At 57.6% G+C, this 14934-nt stretch carries 19 protein-coding genes and 1 tRNA gene; 9 read left to right on the top strand and 11 right to left on the bottom strand.

Annotation, left to right across the window (positions count from 1 at the left end; all coding sequences use genetic code 11):
• Positions 1 to 142: 142 nt before the first annotated feature.
• Entirely contained in the window at positions 143 to 526 is a 384-nt protein-coding gene (locus HNR59_RS14120; RefSeq protein ID WP_183831672.1) for a type 2 periplasmic-binding domain-containing protein, read from the top strand.
• A 94-nt stretch (positions 527 to 620) separates the two neighbouring features.
• Here the strand turns inward: HNR59_RS14120 and HNR59_RS14115 are convergent, their stop codons facing one another.
• The 3 genes from HNR59_RS14115 to HNR59_RS14105 all read right to left on the bottom strand — a co-directional run bounded on the left by HNR59_RS14115 (position 621) and on the right by HNR59_RS14105 (position 2964).
• Positions 621 to 1907, bottom strand: a complete 1287-nt coding sequence (locus HNR59_RS14115) for a hypothetical protein (RefSeq protein ID WP_183831671.1) — start codon at positions 1905 to 1907, stop codon at positions 621 to 623.
• 369 nt (positions 1908 to 2276) lie between these two features.
• Complete coding sequence (locus HNR59_RS14110; protein ID WP_183831670.1) at positions 2277 to 2750, bottom strand: hypothetical protein; 474 nt, start codon at positions 2748 to 2750, stop codon at positions 2277 to 2279.
• A 10-nt stretch (positions 2751 to 2760) separates the two neighbouring features.
• On the bottom strand, positions 2761 to 2964 hold the full coding sequence (locus HNR59_RS14105) for a helix-turn-helix domain-containing protein (RefSeq protein WP_183831960.1): 204 nt from the start codon (positions 2962 to 2964) through the stop codon (positions 2761 to 2763).
• 114 nt (positions 2965 to 3078) lie between these two features.
• Between HNR59_RS14105 and HNR59_RS14100 the strand changes: the two genes are divergently transcribed.
• Genes HNR59_RS14100 through HNR59_RS14090 form a run of 3 tightly spaced genes read left to right on the top strand, consistent with a single transcriptional unit; the run spans position 3079 to position 3886 of the window.
• The gene (locus HNR59_RS14100; protein WP_183831669.1) at positions 3079 to 3327 is read left to right on the top strand and encodes a hypothetical protein; all 249 of its coding nucleotides are present in this window, start codon (positions 3079 to 3081) and stop codon (positions 3325 to 3327) included.
• Positions 3324 to 3530 (top strand): hypothetical protein, encoded by a 207-nt coding sequence (locus tag HNR59_RS14095; protein ID WP_183831668.1) that lies wholly within the window; start codon positions 3324 to 3326, stop codon positions 3528 to 3530. Before HNR59_RS14100 ends, HNR59_RS14095 begins: the two co-directional genes overlap by 4 nt.
• Entirely contained in the window at positions 3491 to 3886 is a 396-nt protein-coding gene (locus tag HNR59_RS14090; protein WP_183831667.1) for a DUF551 domain-containing protein, read from the top strand. Before HNR59_RS14095 ends, HNR59_RS14090 begins: the two co-directional genes overlap by 40 nt.
• Before the next feature lie 348 nt (positions 3887 to 4234).
• Here the strand turns inward: HNR59_RS14090 and HNR59_RS14085 are convergent.
• A tRNA-Met gene (locus tag HNR59_RS14085) sits at positions 4235 to 4311 on the bottom strand.
• Positions 4312 to 4537: 226 nt separating this feature from the next.
• On the opposite strand from HNR59_RS14085, the gene HNR59_RS14080 reads away from it, so the two are divergent.
• Positions 4538 to 5500 (top strand): Gfo/Idh/MocA family protein, encoded by a 963-nt coding sequence (locus HNR59_RS14080; RefSeq protein WP_183831666.1) that lies wholly within the window; start codon positions 4538 to 4540, stop codon positions 5498 to 5500.
• A 79-nt stretch (positions 5501 to 5579) separates the two neighbouring features.
• On the opposite strand, the gene mnmA is transcribed toward HNR59_RS14080, so the two are convergent.
• On the bottom strand, positions 5580 to 6767 hold the full coding sequence (mnmA, locus tag HNR59_RS14075) for a tRNA 2-thiouridine(34) synthase MnmA (protein WP_183831665.1): 1188 nt from the start codon (positions 6765 to 6767) through the stop codon (positions 5580 to 5582).
• 291 nt (positions 6768 to 7058) lie between these two features.
• Here mnmA and sciP point away from each other — a divergent pair, with 291 nt between their 5' ends.
• Positions 7059 to 7334 carry a CtrA inhibitor SciP gene (gene sciP, locus HNR59_RS14070; protein WP_183831664.1) on the top strand — a complete coding sequence of 92 codons (276 nt, stop codon included), beginning with the start codon at positions 7059 to 7061 and terminating at the stop codon, positions 7332 to 7334.
• 343 nt (positions 7335 to 7677) lie between these two features.
• Here sciP and HNR59_RS14065 read toward each other — a convergent pair whose 3' ends face one another.
• The gene (locus tag HNR59_RS14065) at positions 7678 to 8058 is read right to left on the bottom strand and encodes a flagellar export protein FliJ (protein WP_183831663.1); all 381 of its coding nucleotides are present in this window, start codon (positions 8056 to 8058) and stop codon (positions 7678 to 7680) included.
• A gap of 443 nt (positions 8059 to 8501) precedes the next feature.
• Between HNR59_RS14065 and ctrA the strand changes: the two genes are divergently transcribed.
• Positions 8502 to 9197: a response regulator transcription factor CtrA gene (gene ctrA, locus HNR59_RS14060; protein WP_183831662.1), complete on the top strand. Its 696-nt coding sequence runs from the start codon at positions 8502 to 8504 to the stop codon at positions 9195 to 9197.
• A gap of 78 nt (positions 9198 to 9275) precedes the next feature.
• On the opposite strand, the gene HNR59_RS14055 is transcribed toward ctrA, so the two are convergent.
• A complete protein-coding gene (locus HNR59_RS14055; protein ID WP_183831661.1) occupies positions 9276 to 9647 on the bottom strand; it encodes a response regulator in 372 nt (123 codons plus the stop codon).
• Between the two features lie 182 nt (positions 9648 to 9829).
• Positions 9830 to 10459, bottom strand: coding sequence for a histidine phosphotransferase ChpT (gene chpT, locus HNR59_RS14050; protein ID WP_183831660.1), 630 nt, complete (start codon positions 10457 to 10459; stop codon positions 9830 to 9832).
• A 299-nt stretch (positions 10460 to 10758) separates the two neighbouring features.
• On the opposite strand from chpT, the gene HNR59_RS14045 reads away from it, so the two are divergent.
• Entirely contained in the window at positions 10759 to 11340 is a 582-nt protein-coding gene (locus HNR59_RS14045) for a DUF1134 domain-containing protein (protein WP_425488665.1), read from the top strand.
• A 206-nt stretch (positions 11341 to 11546) separates the two neighbouring features.
• Positions 11547 to 12650, top strand: coding sequence for a coiled-coil domain-containing protein (locus tag HNR59_RS14040; protein ID WP_183831659.1), 1104 nt, complete (start codon positions 11547 to 11549; stop codon positions 12648 to 12650).
• 43 nt (positions 12651 to 12693) lie between these two features.
• Here HNR59_RS14040 and HNR59_RS14035 read toward each other — a convergent pair whose 3' ends face one another.
• The 3 genes from HNR59_RS14035 to HNR59_RS14025 form a co-directional block, all read right to left on the bottom strand.
• Positions 12694 to 13497 carry a TrmH family RNA methyltransferase gene (locus tag HNR59_RS14035; RefSeq protein ID WP_183831658.1) on the bottom strand — a complete coding sequence of 268 codons (804 nt, stop codon included), beginning with the start codon at positions 13495 to 13497 and terminating at the stop codon, positions 12694 to 12696.
• 139 nt (positions 13498 to 13636) lie between these two features.
• The gene (locus HNR59_RS14030; protein ID WP_183831657.1) at positions 13637 to 13960 is read right to left on the bottom strand and encodes an ArsR/SmtB family transcription factor; all 324 of its coding nucleotides are present in this window, start codon (positions 13958 to 13960) and stop codon (positions 13637 to 13639) included.
• A 151-nt stretch (positions 13961 to 14111) separates the two neighbouring features.
• Positions 14112 to 14873: a HugZ family pyridoxamine 5'-phosphate oxidase gene (locus tag HNR59_RS14025; RefSeq protein WP_183831656.1), complete on the bottom strand. Its 762-nt coding sequence runs from the start codon at positions 14871 to 14873 to the stop codon at positions 14112 to 14114.
• Positions 14874 to 14934 lie beyond the last annotated feature (61 nt).

The following is a 14934-nucleotide window of genomic DNA, read 5'->3' as shown; positions in this document are numbered from 1 at the left end:
GTGTTGCGGTGTCGACTTATCACGCTCGAAGTCGCGAATTGTCGCGTTGCCAATTTGGATTGTTCGGCAGGTCGATGCAGCGATATGAGCGGCTACGCGAAATCCCGATCGATGGTGTTATTGACAGCGTTCAGATGTCGGAGTGCCGCAACTTCATTGGTTCACGACGTGCGGATTCGAGGGCTACGATCCGCTCGTTCTCTATGATGTCGGTAAGGAATGGGCCGGCGCACCGGGTCCGAGCCCCGAAATGATGGCCGAGTACGGCTTGCCGGAGAGAATGGCGACGGAGACTCTGGCAGAGGCCAGCGCCGGTCTGTTCGAGGCATTCCGCCGGACGAAGATGGTTTACCTTGCTCATCCAGAGCAGCCAGTGCTCTACGCCGTCGGCGGACATGTCGACCTGACTACCGTGCGCGCTGAAGGCGTGAGCGTCGAACGGTTGCGGAACTGGCCCGATGTGGTCGGAGAGAAGAACAGGCCGGAGCTGGACGGCAAGGCTGCGGCGTGGATGGAGGCGGCTTAGCCATACCAATCCCGGCGCCGGCTATTGTGGTCGGCGCCGGGGGGGGTACAAACTTATTAATCATTTATCTTTTGCGCGCTGAAAATTCAACTATCTATGACAATTGATCCTTTTTTAGCTTCCCAATATCTTTACCTGTCAATGAAATTTCGCCCCCGGGTACCTTGAGATTTACGTTGGATGCTCGCCCTAATATTGCGGAAGCGAGATAGTCTGCGGGATGGATGTCTGCACTTTCGTCCTTCTCACTTTTCGAGAACAGGTTTCTTGATATTGTTTCAAGAAGGTGTTCAGGCATAGGCCTGTCTTGGGATAATTTCCATTCGAGTGCAGTCTCAACGACCCAACTCGCCCGGTCAATATCCAGATCGAACTGCTTGAGTTGGAACTCTGCGTCGGCGTAGCGCTCAAACCAGCGGTTCATCCAGCGCAGATACCAAGCAATAAGTCCCAAAAGTGCTATTGTGAGCGTTAGCGGCTTGGCTCCTGCAATGATGGATAGTGTTGCCCCAGATCCCTGTGATGATAAATCTGCTTGGCTCGTAAAGAAGAATATTAGCGCTACCAGTCCAGAACTGGCGGCCATTACGGCTAAGTGGATTGGTCTACGATTTGCTATCGTTTCTGGTGTAACTCGTAGGCTGTCAGCCCGCTGCGCTATTTTGTTTTTGAGATCTCGATGAAGTTCGCGTCTGGCATGGGTGTTGCTTCGATCGTCCAACTCCTTCTCACGGGCAGTGAGCGCATTCTCCTTCTCGCTTAGGGTTGCAAGTTTGGCTTTAAGCGCATCTTCTCTAGCTGCGTCTTCTCGACGTTGTTCGTCGTCCAACGTAGCTCGCCTACGACTGAACTCTTGCTCAAGAGCAACTCTTGCGGCGGCTGCCTGCTCTCCGACCGTTAGAACAGTCTTCTGAAGTTGTACATTTTGTCGATGATGCGACGCAAGAAGATCTCGAAAAAGTTTCGGATTTCTGAAAAGTCCGCTAACCTTTTCATCATCTTTGCCGAAGGTAGAAGCAACTAAGTCTTGGATGTCACGTATGGCTTTGGGTTCAACCCCTTGCCTTGGCTGGGATCCCTCGGCCGCGGTATTTTCTATTATAAGCGTATCGAAAAGTGCGGCGTCCCCCTGATCTGTAGATTGCCGGTCTAAGACAATCCGAAATCTCAAATGGTAGACCTCTGCTTTCGCAATTCGAAGGACAGCAGTTTCACCGTAATCGTCTGGGATGTCTCCGGTTTCTACCTGAAATGGGGAGGCTCCTCCGAATTCTAAAACTGAGAAGCTCGGGGCACCGATGCTTGACGCTGCGTTACTGAAGAATGACAATAGTTCTACGTCAGTGACCCGCGGCACAAGGCGCCTAGTTTCAGGCATCATTCCCCTCCCAAATAACCCGCAGGCATCATGGCGCGGGCTGGAGGGGAGTCAATAAAGAAAAAGCCCGGCGCGAAGCCGGGCTCTTCCTTTAGAACAGTCGACTGAAGAATATCAGAACTGCCGCCATGTTGACCCTAAGGTCAAGCGCCAGCCGGAGACTTCCGGTCGACTGGCTGGCTTCGAGAACAAAAAGAGCGTTCAATGCTCTCTCCATCTCTATGACGACAGGCTCTTGATGTAGCCGCTTGTCGTCGCCCAGCCATGTTTTGAGGGATTTTTTTGCAAGCCGATTAGGTGATTCCCTCAAACACACGCGGCTATTTCGAAGTTATAAGATAAGGTGGGGGCGCCACCGTTACCGCGCAATACCTACTCATTTTTTTCTTGTGCTTTTTCCCCAGCGCTCATCGCGGCCACGCGGGCTTCGCGTTCTTGGCGGAGCAGTTCCTTCCGCTCAAACGTCCAATAGGCGGGATCGCGGTTCGAGCGGTCGAGTTTTTCGGGGGAGATCCAACCTCCTTTCCATTGATTAGGATCTTCATCTTGGAGCTCGTTGAAAAATTTTGTGTCCTCGACCCACTGCCTTCCCAATTCAGCTAAATCAGGCGCCTTCGCAACTCGCTCGACCAGTAGTGCCCATCCCCGATCAAAGAAGCCGTCGGTGATGAAGTATCGGTCGATGACCCTGTAGGACACGAGAGCGACGGACCCGGGGCAGGTCACTATCGTGTCGCCCGGAATGGGAATATTACCGTCGAAATACTTTGCGGTGTAGGCAATAAGAGTCTCAAAGCCGCCATCTTCATGGCGCCCGTAGAGCCGAACCTCAAGTTCCGGGTCCATTTATCAGGGATTATTGACGACGCAACCGCACAACGCCATCACCGCGCTCGTCGTTGATGAACTCGACGCTGGACGATTCGAGGGCGGCGCGGATGGCTTGGACGGTGCGGGGCATTAGCTCCTCGCCGCGTTCGAGGCGTGAGACCGTATCGACGGACACCGCGGCCAGTTTCGCTAGGTCTCTTACGCCTAACCCCAGAGCGGCGCGTGCCATTTTGCATTGAATCGCATTCATCGTGACAGTGTACCGATTTCGTATTGACGTCCTGATTTTGTCTTGTTATCAGTACCACATACTGATTTCATAACACAACAGGAGCCCGCCGACATGCTTAACAATGTCTCACCACCCACCCCAAAACATCCTTACGAGACTCCCCGGTTCGTCACCGCCTGCAATGACGCCTATCACCTTGCCGGCCTTCTGAAGCTTATGATGCTCGATGGCGAGAGCGCCAACGACTGGCGCTTGCCGGTCCTCCATCTAGCCTACGATATTGCCGAGCGGCTTTCCGGGGAAATGACGGAACTCAACCTTGAGGCGGTCGGGCCGTCGGAAGAGGAGATGGCGGCATGAGCAGGCCCAACGACATGCACCTGACCGTTCCTACGAATTTCGAGGATCAGATGTGGCGCGTCAAAGTGATGGCGCAAATCGCATGGGACCTTCTGTGCGAATCGACATCGGAAGACGACGATCGGGTTCGACACGCAGTGCGGGCTACCGCGGAACTGTCCGAATGCCTCACGAAGATGTTTTTGGAAGGGGCAACGGCATGACTTGGCAGCCTATCGAGACAGCGCCGCGCGACGGGCGGCCGTTTATGGTCTACATCACTGAGAGCGACACGGGACCACATTGCTTAGCGCCAGTCAGTAAAGATTCAGGCGACGATTGGTGGGATGAAAGCACAGGCGACTGTATCAAGCCGATAAAAGGCGCAACCCACTGGATGCCGCTTCCCGCTCCTCCGGTTGTAGAGGATGACGCCATCGCGTCAGAAGAAGACGAGCCCATCAAGAACGCGATTGCTTGGGCATGGTCGGCCCCGGAGGATATGGAGGATGTGGGCGGCCCCGAACATCAAGAAGCGTATCGCGGCCTTCTGGCAGCGCTCGACAGCAGCAAGCCCTAACCCAGCCACCGGCACCACCTAACAGTGTCTCGCACCTGCGTTCAATGGGACGAACCAGGGTGCGGTCCCGCCCGATAACAAGGGATGGGGGCTGGATGTGTCGTGTCCCTATGCCGGCGACACATCCATCTACGCAATCCGCCACCGGCCACCACCCTGTAGCGGCTACCACTGAGGAAAGCACATGGCGCCCCGTCATTCGCAAGGGTGGCGGGGCGTTTTGCGTGTTGCAGTTATGTTGCATGGAATTAATTGCAACACGTTGCAAGCCTTGAAAACATTACGTTTTCTCCGGAACGTGTTGCGATGGGTTTCTTAGCGATTTTTGACCTAAGTCATTGAAAAGATTGGTAGCGGAGGACGGATTTGAACCGCCGACACAAGGATTATGATTCCTCTGCTCTAACCAACTGAGCTACTCCGCCCCGGTGCAAAGGTTCGTTACCGCAACTCGCCGCTGCGATGCCCTCTGCCAAGGTCGCGCGGATATAAGGTGGCCATGGCAATTGTGTCAAGCAGGCAAAAGCACTTGCCTGGGGATTTGACGCTGTTTTCTGCCGCAGTGAAATTTGCCGGCGTGAACGGGTGGGGTTGAGTTCGATCCGGGCCGCCGCTATGTGTCAGCCACCTGAATCTTCGAGTTTATGATTGATGAAACCGCGTATTGCCGTCCTTGGATGCGGATATTGGGGCAGCAACCATGTCCGTACCCTGAAGGGGCTTGGTGCCCTTTACGCGGTCTCCGATGCCAATCGTGACCGTGCCGAAGGTTTTGCCAGCGAACAGAATTGTCTGGCGCTCACTCCCGACGAGCTTTTCGAACGTGAAGATGTCGATGCCATCGTGATGGCACTTCCGCCGCAGTTCCACGCCGAGGCGGCCATCCGCGCTGTCGGGGCGGGCAAGGATGTGCTTGTGGAAAAGCCGGTTGCGCTCACCGTAGAGGACGCGGAGCGGGCCGTGGCGGCGGCGAGGGACAAGGGCCGTGTTTATATGGTCGGTCATGTGCTGCGCTTCCACCCGGCCTTCGAGAAGCTCAAGGCGCTGGTCGATGCCGGCGAGCTGGGCGAAATCCGCTATATCCATTCGCATCGTCTGGGCCTCGGAAAATTCCATACCGAAAATGATGCGCTGTGGGACCTTGCCCCGCACGATCTTTCCATGATCCTGGCCATCACCGGCGCGGCGCCGGTAGAGGTCCATGGGGAAGGGGCGGCAGCGCTCGATCATCTCAGCGATTTCGCGCATCTGCATATGCGTTTTCCCGGCAATCTGCGCGGGCACCTGTTTGCGTCGCGGCTCAATCCGTATCGCGAGCGGCGGTTGACGGTTGTCGGCACGAAGGGAATGGCAGTTTTCGACGATGTCGAGCCGTGGGAGCGCAAGCTGGCGGTCTATCACCACTCCATCTGGCAGGACAGCGGTCAGTGGGCCTTCACAGCAGACGAGCCGCACTACGTTCCGGTGGAGCAGGGCATGCCGCTGACGCGGGAGCTTGAGCACTTTATCCAGTGCATCGAGACCCGCGCAGAGCCGCGAACCAATGGCGAGGAAGCCATCCGCGTTCTGCAGGTGCTGACGGCCGGAACCGTACGCCACCAACGGATTGTCTAAGGCTCCGAACGGGATGTTCAGCCAATAAAAAAAGGGCGGCACGGGCTGCCCTTTTTTATTGGCTTCTTTGTTTCAAAGGTCAGCCGGCTACCTGTGCAGACCGCGCGCCGAGACGCGACAGCATGGCTTCGGCTTCTGCTCCGCGCTCGGAGCGGCCGATGAAGCCGCCCCCCAGAACGCGGGCGTCGTTGCCGTCATCGGAATAGAGAACGCAGGCCTGTCCCGGCGCGACGCCGGATTCGCCATCGACCAGTTCAACGACCGCAGTGTCATTTTCGTGGCGCAGGATGGCAGGGCGGGGCGGGCGTGTGGAGCGAACCTTGGCAAAGAGTTCCATGCCTGCAGGCGGAATTTCGCAGAGGGCTTCATCTCCCAGCCAGTTCATGTCGCGCAGATAGACCTTGTGGGTTTCCAGTGCCTCACGCGGGCCGACGATTACACATGCATGCTCGGAATCGAGGTGCACGACATAAAGCGGCTCGCCGGAAGCGACGCCGATACCCCGTCGCTGGCCGATCGTGTACCGCAGAATGCCGTCATGGCGACCAAGAACACGCCCGTCGATATGGACGATGTCGCCGGGAGTGGAAGCGCCGGGCTTCAGCTTTGCGATGATGTCGGAATATTTGCCCTGCGGCACGAAACAGATGTCCTGACTGTCCTGCTTGGTCGCGACGGACAGTCCCATCTCCTCGGCCATGGCGCGAACAGCCGGCTTGGGCAAATCGCCCAGGGGAAAACGCAGGTAATCGAGCTGGTCCTGTGTCGTGGCGAAAAGAAAATAGCTTTGATCCCGGTCGGCATCGAGCGGGCGATACAATGCACGGTGCGCACCGTTCGCGCGCGAGCGGATGTAGTGGCCGGTGGCCAGAGCGTCGGCGCCCAGTTCCTTCGCCGTGGCGAGAAGATCGGCGAACTTGACCGTCTGGTTGCAGGAAACGCAGGGGATCGGCGTTTCGCCATGCACATAGCTTTCGGCGAAGGGATTGATCACCGCCTCGCGAAAACGCCTCTCGTAGTCGAGCACATAATGGGGAATGCCGAGCGTTTCGGAAACGCGGCGTGCATCGTCTATGTCCTGCCCGGCACAGCAGGAGCCCGGCCGGTGCGTTGCCGCACCGTGGTCATAGAGCTGGAGCGTGACGCCGACGACATCGTAGCCTTCACGTTTGAGCAGCCCGGCCACAACGGAGGAATCGACGCCGCCGGACATGGCGACGACGACACGCGTGTCCTGCGGGCGTGCGGGAAGGTCAAGGCTGTTCATGTCATTGTTCCAAAAGGATGCGACCGCATTTCGGTCCGGTATGCCGGAAACAGGCCAGTCAGGCAAATATAGGTCAGGCTTCGATCGCTTGCCAGACCCGTTTTTCCTTCAACTCAGGCCCTCGGGAACGTTCGGTAGCCTTTGAATCGCATTTGAATCAAAGGCCCGACCATTCCCTAACGTGACGTTCATGTTCGTTACTTATCCATTAGGAACCGCTTAGGCAATTTTTAAAGCTGTGGCGGTAGTGTGGCAGCGATTGGTTCTTGCGTTTTTTTAGTAGAGAGTATGATGACCGATCTTGTTAGACCGCGAGTCAAATACGTAATCGGGCCGGACGGCAGCCCGCTTACAATTGCCGACCTGCCGCCAACGAATACGAGACGCTGGGTCATCCGGCGCAAGGCTGAAGTTGTGGCAGCCGTCAGGGGAGGTCTTCTAAGCCTTGAAGAAGCCTGTCAGCGCTATGCCCTGACGACCGAGGAATTTCTTTCCTGGCAGGCGTCGATCGATGAATACGGGCTTGCGGGCCTTCGCACCACGCGAATTCAGCAATATCGGCACTGAAGCCTTTTCTGATCTTTTGGATCCGTTTCCGTCGCTTCAGACTTTTGTTCTGAGAAAAATCTCAATCCCGGGACCACGTGATGGTTTAGGGACAGAACATGCTCCGGCACAATGATCTGAAGCCGTCCCGCCATATTTTCATGGCTGTTTGCGAACCATCAGCGGAAGGTCCCGGCCCGACAGGGCCGGGCCTTTTTGCTTGTTTGCAAGCAGCTGTTCCCGATTTTCATCCGAAAATTTCAGGTTTCTTGCATCTGTCGGTGAATTTTTCCGGCCGGATATGAAAACGGCCCCGCGGCGAAGCCGGCGAGGCCGTTTGAAATCTGACAGTCTGAATTAAGGATCAGCCGATCATTGCGCTGCGCGGTGGGGCAGGTTCCGGCTCGCGCGCCTTGCCGTCGCGCATTTCGAGCATCTCAGCTTTGGCAAGCTCGGCTTCAGCTTCATGAAGCAATGTTTCGGCGGTGCTTCGCTGCCTGGCCAGATCGGATTGGGAATCCCTGAGATTATCGCGCCGCTGGCGCGCGGCTTTCGCGAAGGTGGGATAGGCGAAATGGGTGATATCTGTGATGCCGGCTTTCTTTTCCTCGGCGGTGATCTGCATCTCCAGCTCGTTCGCCATCCGGTCGAATTCGGCGATCATCGCGTCGAGCTGCGCCAGCTGCCGCCGTTTCTCGTTCACCTGAAATTGCTTCAGACGAACGAGGCCCTCACGTGACTTCATGACCCTCAACTCCGCACATACTCTTTACGCTCACACTGATCCGGCGGAACGAAAAACGGCCTCCCACCGGTGTTTTCCACTGAAAGAGCCAATGGAAAACAAATTCCTAAGATTCTTTGCGCCCGGTAACCATTCGTTTACGGGCATTGTTAATCATAAGGGGCAGGACTTAAGAGCCGGTAAAAATTCTGATGCGAATTGATACCGGCGAATGAGCCTGCTGAATCACTTACGTCGGTTTTTTGACGTACGGGACGGTTTGGGGCTTCCCTCGAATCATCTTTGGATTCAACAGAGTATGGAAAGAGGTTAAAAGTTCTGGTATCGTCCGAAGCACGAAATTAGGATTTGTTAACCATTCGGTGGCAGTTTCGATTCAGGCAATCGCTGCCGCGGGCCAGGACGGGTCGTACACGGGTTCGGCGGCAGAAAAGGGGAATGAGATGCGCGTTCTGCTGATAGAAGATGACAGTGCAACCGCACAGAGCATCGAGCTTATGCTGAAGTCTGAGAGCTTCAATGTCTACACCACCGACCTCGGCGAGGAAGGTGTCGATCTGGGCAAGCTCTATGACTACGATATTATTCTCCTCGACCTGAATCTGCCCGACATGTCGGGCTATGAGGTTCTGAGGACACTGCGCCTTTCCAAGGTCAAGACACCCATCCTGATCCTGTCCGGCATGGCCGGCATCGAGGACAAGGTGCGCGGCCTCGGTTTCGGCGCCGACGATTACATGACCAAGCCGTTCCACAAGGATGAGCTTGTTGCCCGCATTCATGCCATTGTGCGCCGCTCCAAGGGCCACGCGCAGTCGGTCATCACCACCGGCGATCTGGTGGTCAACCTCGATGCCAAGACCGTCGAAGTGGGTGGTCAGCGGGTGCATCTGACCGGCAAGGAATACCAGATGCTGGAGCTGCTCTCGCTGCGCAAGGGCACCACGCTCACCAAGGAAATGTTCCTCAACCACCTTTATGGCGGCATGGACGAGCCGGAGCTGAAGATCATCGACGTCTTCATCTGCAAGCTGCGCAAGAAGCTCGATGCCTGTTCCGGTGGCCAGAATTACATCGAAACGGTCTGGGGACGCGGTTATGTGCTGCGCGAACCGGAAGAAATCCGCGAAAGCGCCTGATCGCTGCATTTGCGACGAGACCAGAAAAGACCCGGCTTTGCCGGGTTTTTTATTTTCAGGTGATGTTGCAGCGGCGAATCAGGCAGCGATCTCTATGGTGCGAAAGCTGCCGAGAAGCTGCTCGCGCACGAAGGGCTTCAGCAGATAGCTGTCGGCCCCCGCACGTCTGGCGCGCATGATCGCCGCCACGTCCATTTCGACAAGCGAAAGCAGAATCCGGGGCGTGACTGCCCCCTGGATGGACCTTATCGCGCGAATGAGATCCGGGGTACTCATGTCCGGCAGGTTGTTTGAAACAACAATGATATGCGGCATCGACCGGCGGCACATTTCCAGTGTCTGGGCGGCAGTGCTGCTTTCAAAAACAGTCATCTCAGGGGTGGCGAGAATTCGCTTTGCAACCCTGCAGATCACATTTGACCCGTCAGCAAAGATGCACAGTTGTTTCATCTGTTTTTCCCCCGGCTTGCTCCGCGGGTGCAGAAGTGCCGCGAAGCTTCAGCCATGGTAGCGCCAACGGGTAAAGAACCGGGAAATTTGACGGATAAAAATTCTGTCAAATGCAATTTGGCTGGTTGCCGATACGATCGGCAAATGGTGCTGATTGCGCCTTTGCCTCATCGGCGCAACCCTTATGCGGCGGTCAGGGTGATCTCTTCGGCGGTGGCGTGAATGGAGATCGTCATGCCGGCTTCGCGCGCCAGAAGAAGCGTATAGTAAGGCTGCACGGCATGGGCATCGATCGGCTCTTCGGGCTTGCCGCCCGAATGCAGTTCGAGGAATTTCGGCGGCACCCGCAACATGGGACCGCTGGAGGAAATGACGAAGCGTGGCGCGGTCTCGAGATCTTCCAGTTTGACCGAGATCTTGCCGCCGCGCGGGATCGCGGCATTCGCGATCAGGATGAGGTTGAGCAGCAGCTTGACCTTGTTCTTGGGCAGCAGCGCACGGCCGCCTTCCCAGACCAGTTCCGGCTTTTCATTATTGAGAAATGCGATGGCGACAGCCTGCGCATCTCCGGTGTCGATCTGCATTCCGGCCGAACCGGCTGCACCAAAGGCAATGCGGGCGAATTGCAGGCGAGCCGAGGCGTTGCGCGCGCTCTGGCGGATGAGGTTCATGGCGTCTTCGTCGGCGCCGCCTTCATCGAGCAGTTCGAGGCCGTTGTTGATAGCCCCAACCGGAGAAATGATGTCGTGACAGACCCGGCTGCACAGAAGGGCGGCGAGATCAGGCGCGGAAAGCGTGAAAAGGTCTGTCATGAGCGGCGGTCCCTGCAAGAATCGATCTGTCGACGTGAATACGCCAGCTTGCGCCGCGACCCTATAGTCTGCGATGTCGAATCCGGCGAAGGCGCCGGCCGAAATGCAGGGTATGGAGTGTTGCGCAGGCGGACGTCCCAACGGCAGTTTCGGCCTTCGAACTGCCATCTTCATGTGAAAGCTTAATGGTTGAAAAAGAATTACGGCATAGGTTGCCGTGACTGGTATGATAAGCGATCGATTCAGAATCGCGGATGCCCGAGGCGCAGACGGAGTGCTCCGTTACGGAGATGTACTGCATGATTTCCCGATATCTCAGGCCGGATTTCGTCCGCGCTATGGCTACGACCATCATTCTCGCGAGCGCGCTCGCCTTTTCGGTGTCGGCCTCGCGGGCCCAGGAATACACGGCTCAGGAGATTGTCGATTCCGGCCATCGCTTTTTCGGCTCCACCTCGGGTGGGCTGGCAAGTGTCGTCGAAAAGGTTTTTTCCTCCTACGGCCTTCCTAACGGCTACATTCTGGGAGAAGAGGGGTCGGGCGCGCTGATTGGGGGCCTCACCTATGGCGAAGGCACGCTCTATACCAAGAACGCCGGAGACCACCGGGTGTTCTGGCAGGGGCCCTCGCTCGGCTGGGATTTTGGCGGACAGGGCTCCCGCGTCATGGTTCTGGTCTACAATCTGGACGATATCAGCAATCTTTATACGCGTTACGGCGGTGTTGCGGGCTCTGCCTATGTGATCGCAGGCGTCGGCTTCAACGTGCTCAAGAACAATCAGATGCTGCTGGTCCCGATCCGCACCGGCGTGGGCGCCAGACTGGGTATCAATATGGGCTATCTGAAGCTGACCCAGTCTCCGACCTGGAACCCATTCTGACGCTTCCGCGTCCGGCAAAGCCTGAGTGCTCTTGCCGGTTTTGCGCGATCGGTTCAGCCCGTGGCGCAGTGGCCCTGATTTGAAACACATTTTCCTAGGGCCGGACGCGTTTGCGGAGCGGGCCTTTCGCAGGCATTCTTGAGAAGCGCCGGGCAGGACTTTGAGATAAGGTTCTGCTCTGCGACATTTGGAACGGATAGCGCATCTTGGTCCAGTCGATCCTTTTCTTCCTGCTTGGCTTCTTGTGCGCAGGCTTTATCGCGCTTCTGCTGGGGCCTCCGATCTGGCGGCGCGCGGTCACGCTCACGCGCAGGCGTCTGGAGGCGGCGCTGCCGTTGAGCCGCACCGAATTGCAGGCCGAAAAAGACAGGGTGCGTGCCGAATTTGCCATGCAGGCGCGGCGACTGGAGATGACGATCTCTTCTCTTGAGGCCAGACAGGCCGAGCAGAAAGTCGAAATCGCGCGGCTCGAACAGAAAGCCGCCGCGCTGGACGTGGACAAGGCACAACTGGTGCACACCATTTCCGGACTGGAGGAGCGTAACGGGTCGCTTGCGGCGCAGCTCGAAGAAGCTGAACAGAATGTGACCAGATTGCAGGCGGCGCTGGACGAAGGCAGCAAGACGCTTAAGGAGCGGGATGAACAAATCCGGCAAGTTTCGCATCAATATGAGGAGGCGTCCTATCTGGCCAGCAGCCGGCAGATAGAGCTCGTCGGCCGCGAATCCGAGGTCGACAAACTGGCTGCGGAAATTTCGCGTTTGCGTGTCGAAATCAGACAAGCCGAGCAGAAGGACAAGGAGCTTCTGGCACAGGCAAACGCGGCGCGTGAAGCGCTCAGGGTGGAACAGCAGCGGGCAGGGGATCTCGGTGCCCGAATCGAGCGTCTGCTGGCAACGGTCGCCGACCGTGACGAAACGCTGGAACGGCGCGAGCGTGAACTGGCGCGTCTGCGTGAGGCATCCAAACCCTCCACCCCGGAACGGGCTTCGAAGAAAGCAGGTTCAGGTAAACGCGGTTCTGCCAGGGCAATCTCGGGGGCTGATGTGACACTTGCGCGGATCAAAGCCGACCGGGACAGGCTTGAGCGGCGACTGGCGCAAGCCAGGGGCAAGGAAGCCGAGAGCGGTGCGGAACTGCGGGACCAGATGGCGGCGCTGGCTGCCGAGGTTGTTCAGATGACCGCACAGCGAGAGGGACCGGATTCTCCCATCACCCGGCTGCTGGCAGAAAAGGGAAGCGAAAACTCCGACCGGGCAAGCCTTGCAGCACGGATTACTTCACTGCAAAAGGCGGATGCCGAAAACTGAGTGCCAACTCCGAAAGGAGGACGGAAGGCTGTGACGGTGTTGCTTATCCCGCATTTCTGGTGAAGGCGTGCAACGCAATCGCCGAGGCTGCGGCGACGTTCAGGCTGTCGAAGCCCGGCGCCATGGTGATGCGCGCTGTGTGAAGGCGGGACATGAGGTGTTCGGGCAATCCCTCGCCTTCGGTGCCGAGGTAGAGGGCAACAGGTCCGCGGGGCTGTACGTCGCGTATATCCGTCTCACCGCGCGGAGACAGGGCAAACTGCGTAAACCCCTTTTTCTCAAGCAAATCTGCGATGATGGCTGCATCGTCAGCCACGGCGAACGGCACTTTCAGGGCTGCTCCGACTGAAACGCGGATTGCCTTGCGATAGAGCGGGTCGCAACTGGCCTTGTCGAGCAGGACCGCATCTGCGCCGAAGGCGGCGGCGTTGCGGAAGATCGAACCCACATTGTCATGGTTCGAAATGCCGACCAGGACGGCGACAAGCGCATTTTGCCCGACAGTGCCAAGAAGCTGGTCGGGAGACGCCAGTTCGCCGCGAAGGCCGATGGCCAGAATGCCCCTGTGCATGTGAAAGCCCGCAATGCGATCCATCACCGCCGCGCCGACCACATAGACCGGAACGTCGGCAGGCAGGCGCGCCAGCACATGCTGCATGCCTGCCAGACGGTTTTCCAGTACCAGAACGGATTCGACCCCGAAGCGCCGCGTTGCGGTCAGAACGTCCACAACCACTTTGCCTTCGGCTACGAAGCGTCCTTGCCTGCCGACGAGATCGCGCTCGCGGATGTCAACATAGGCTGCTACCCGCTCGTCCAGCGGGTCGTCGATGCGGACAGGTTCCATGCCACCACCGTTCTGTTTCGATGGTGCGAGATAAAGCATTCAGCACCAAAATAAAAACCGCCTGAAGCGACACCGTTGGCTTCAGGCGGTCCAGCGGGAGGCGTGGCTTCGGAAAAGTGTGCTTCCGGCTGCTGACCTGTCAGGTTCCGGTATCAAGGCTGCGAACGGCTTTCCGGTCTGCGAACAGATCTTCCATCAGGCACAGCAGACGTTCCACCGAACGGCAATTGCAGGAATAATAGATTGTCTGGCGCTCGCGTCGCGTTTCGACCAGCCCGCCACAGCGCAACTTTGCCAGATGCTGGGAAAGCGCCGACTGGCTCAGTCCCACCAGTGAAGCGAGGGTATTCACGGAGAGTTCCTCGCGCATCAGAAGCGAGAGGATCTCAAGGCGCTTGCTGTTTGCCGTCAACGCCAGAAAAGCAGCGGCCTGTTCAGTGAGGATATTTTTCATCGCCCGCATGCACCCTCCTTCACGCCGATCCTGCACTATGGGTGCGGTGGAGCAAAGGTATAGCCTGCAACTTTTCCGTTATCAGGCATCAAATGTCTCAACCGATACAAAGCCTAAGCTATGTGCACCAGATCACGAGACTGGTTCGACGAACGGCCCGCTACCCGGCAGCACGGCCGGTTTTCGCCATTTCAGCCAGTACCCGGCGCAAATCATGCGCGGATGACAGCTGTTCGGGGAAGAATATGCGCAGGCACTGATCGCCCGCGGCCAGATCCATGCCCTCGGAATCGAAACCGGTCACCACCCAGCCGTCGCCCTTCGCCTTCGCAAAATGCTGCGCATAAACTGCAATGGCGTCGCGGTGATCTTCGTTCATATGCTCGATGGCGGATTGCTCGCGTGCCCCGAATTCCTCATTCGCCGCGTTTTCAGTGACGATGTCGGATCGTTCCAGCAGATAAGCCTTGCCGAAGCCTCCATTCATGCTGGCCCGCTCGACTTCCAGCCGGAAGAACGCAAAGTCGCCGAGCCCCACATATAGCTTCGCCTTGGGATTGCGGTTGAGATAACGGCGCGCGATCCGCTCATTCTCAGCGGATTCCCGCTCGATGCGCCGGGCGTGGCAGACAATGCTGATGCGGGGGTGAGCCATGGCATCGCCCTTGCCAGGTTCGCCCACGAGCAGAGCGCAGCGCGGATCGGCACCAAGGCCCTGCGTGTGGCCGGACAGGCTGGAAATCAGGGTGATCGGCGTTCCGTCGATGTCGGTGGCTATGCCGATGCGGCTGATCATCGGCACACCCGTGGGCTTTTCGTTGAAGGCAAGCGCACCGAAGCGGGCGCTCCGCAACAGCGTTTTGGCAAGCCGGATCGCCTCTGCATCCGTTTCGCGAATAACGTCTTTTTTGATCTCGTTCAAAACAAGTCTCCTGTTGCGCGCGCAAAGCGCGCTCCGACATTTTGACCGGAAACCGCGACAG

The sequence above is a fragment of the Aquamicrobium lusatiense genome (assembly GCF_014201615.1).
Lineage (GTDB): Bacteria > Pseudomonadota > Alphaproteobacteria > Rhizobiales > Rhizobiaceae > Mesorhizobium > Mesorhizobium lusatiense.
This window is presented reverse-complemented; position numbering and strand designations above follow the sequence as displayed.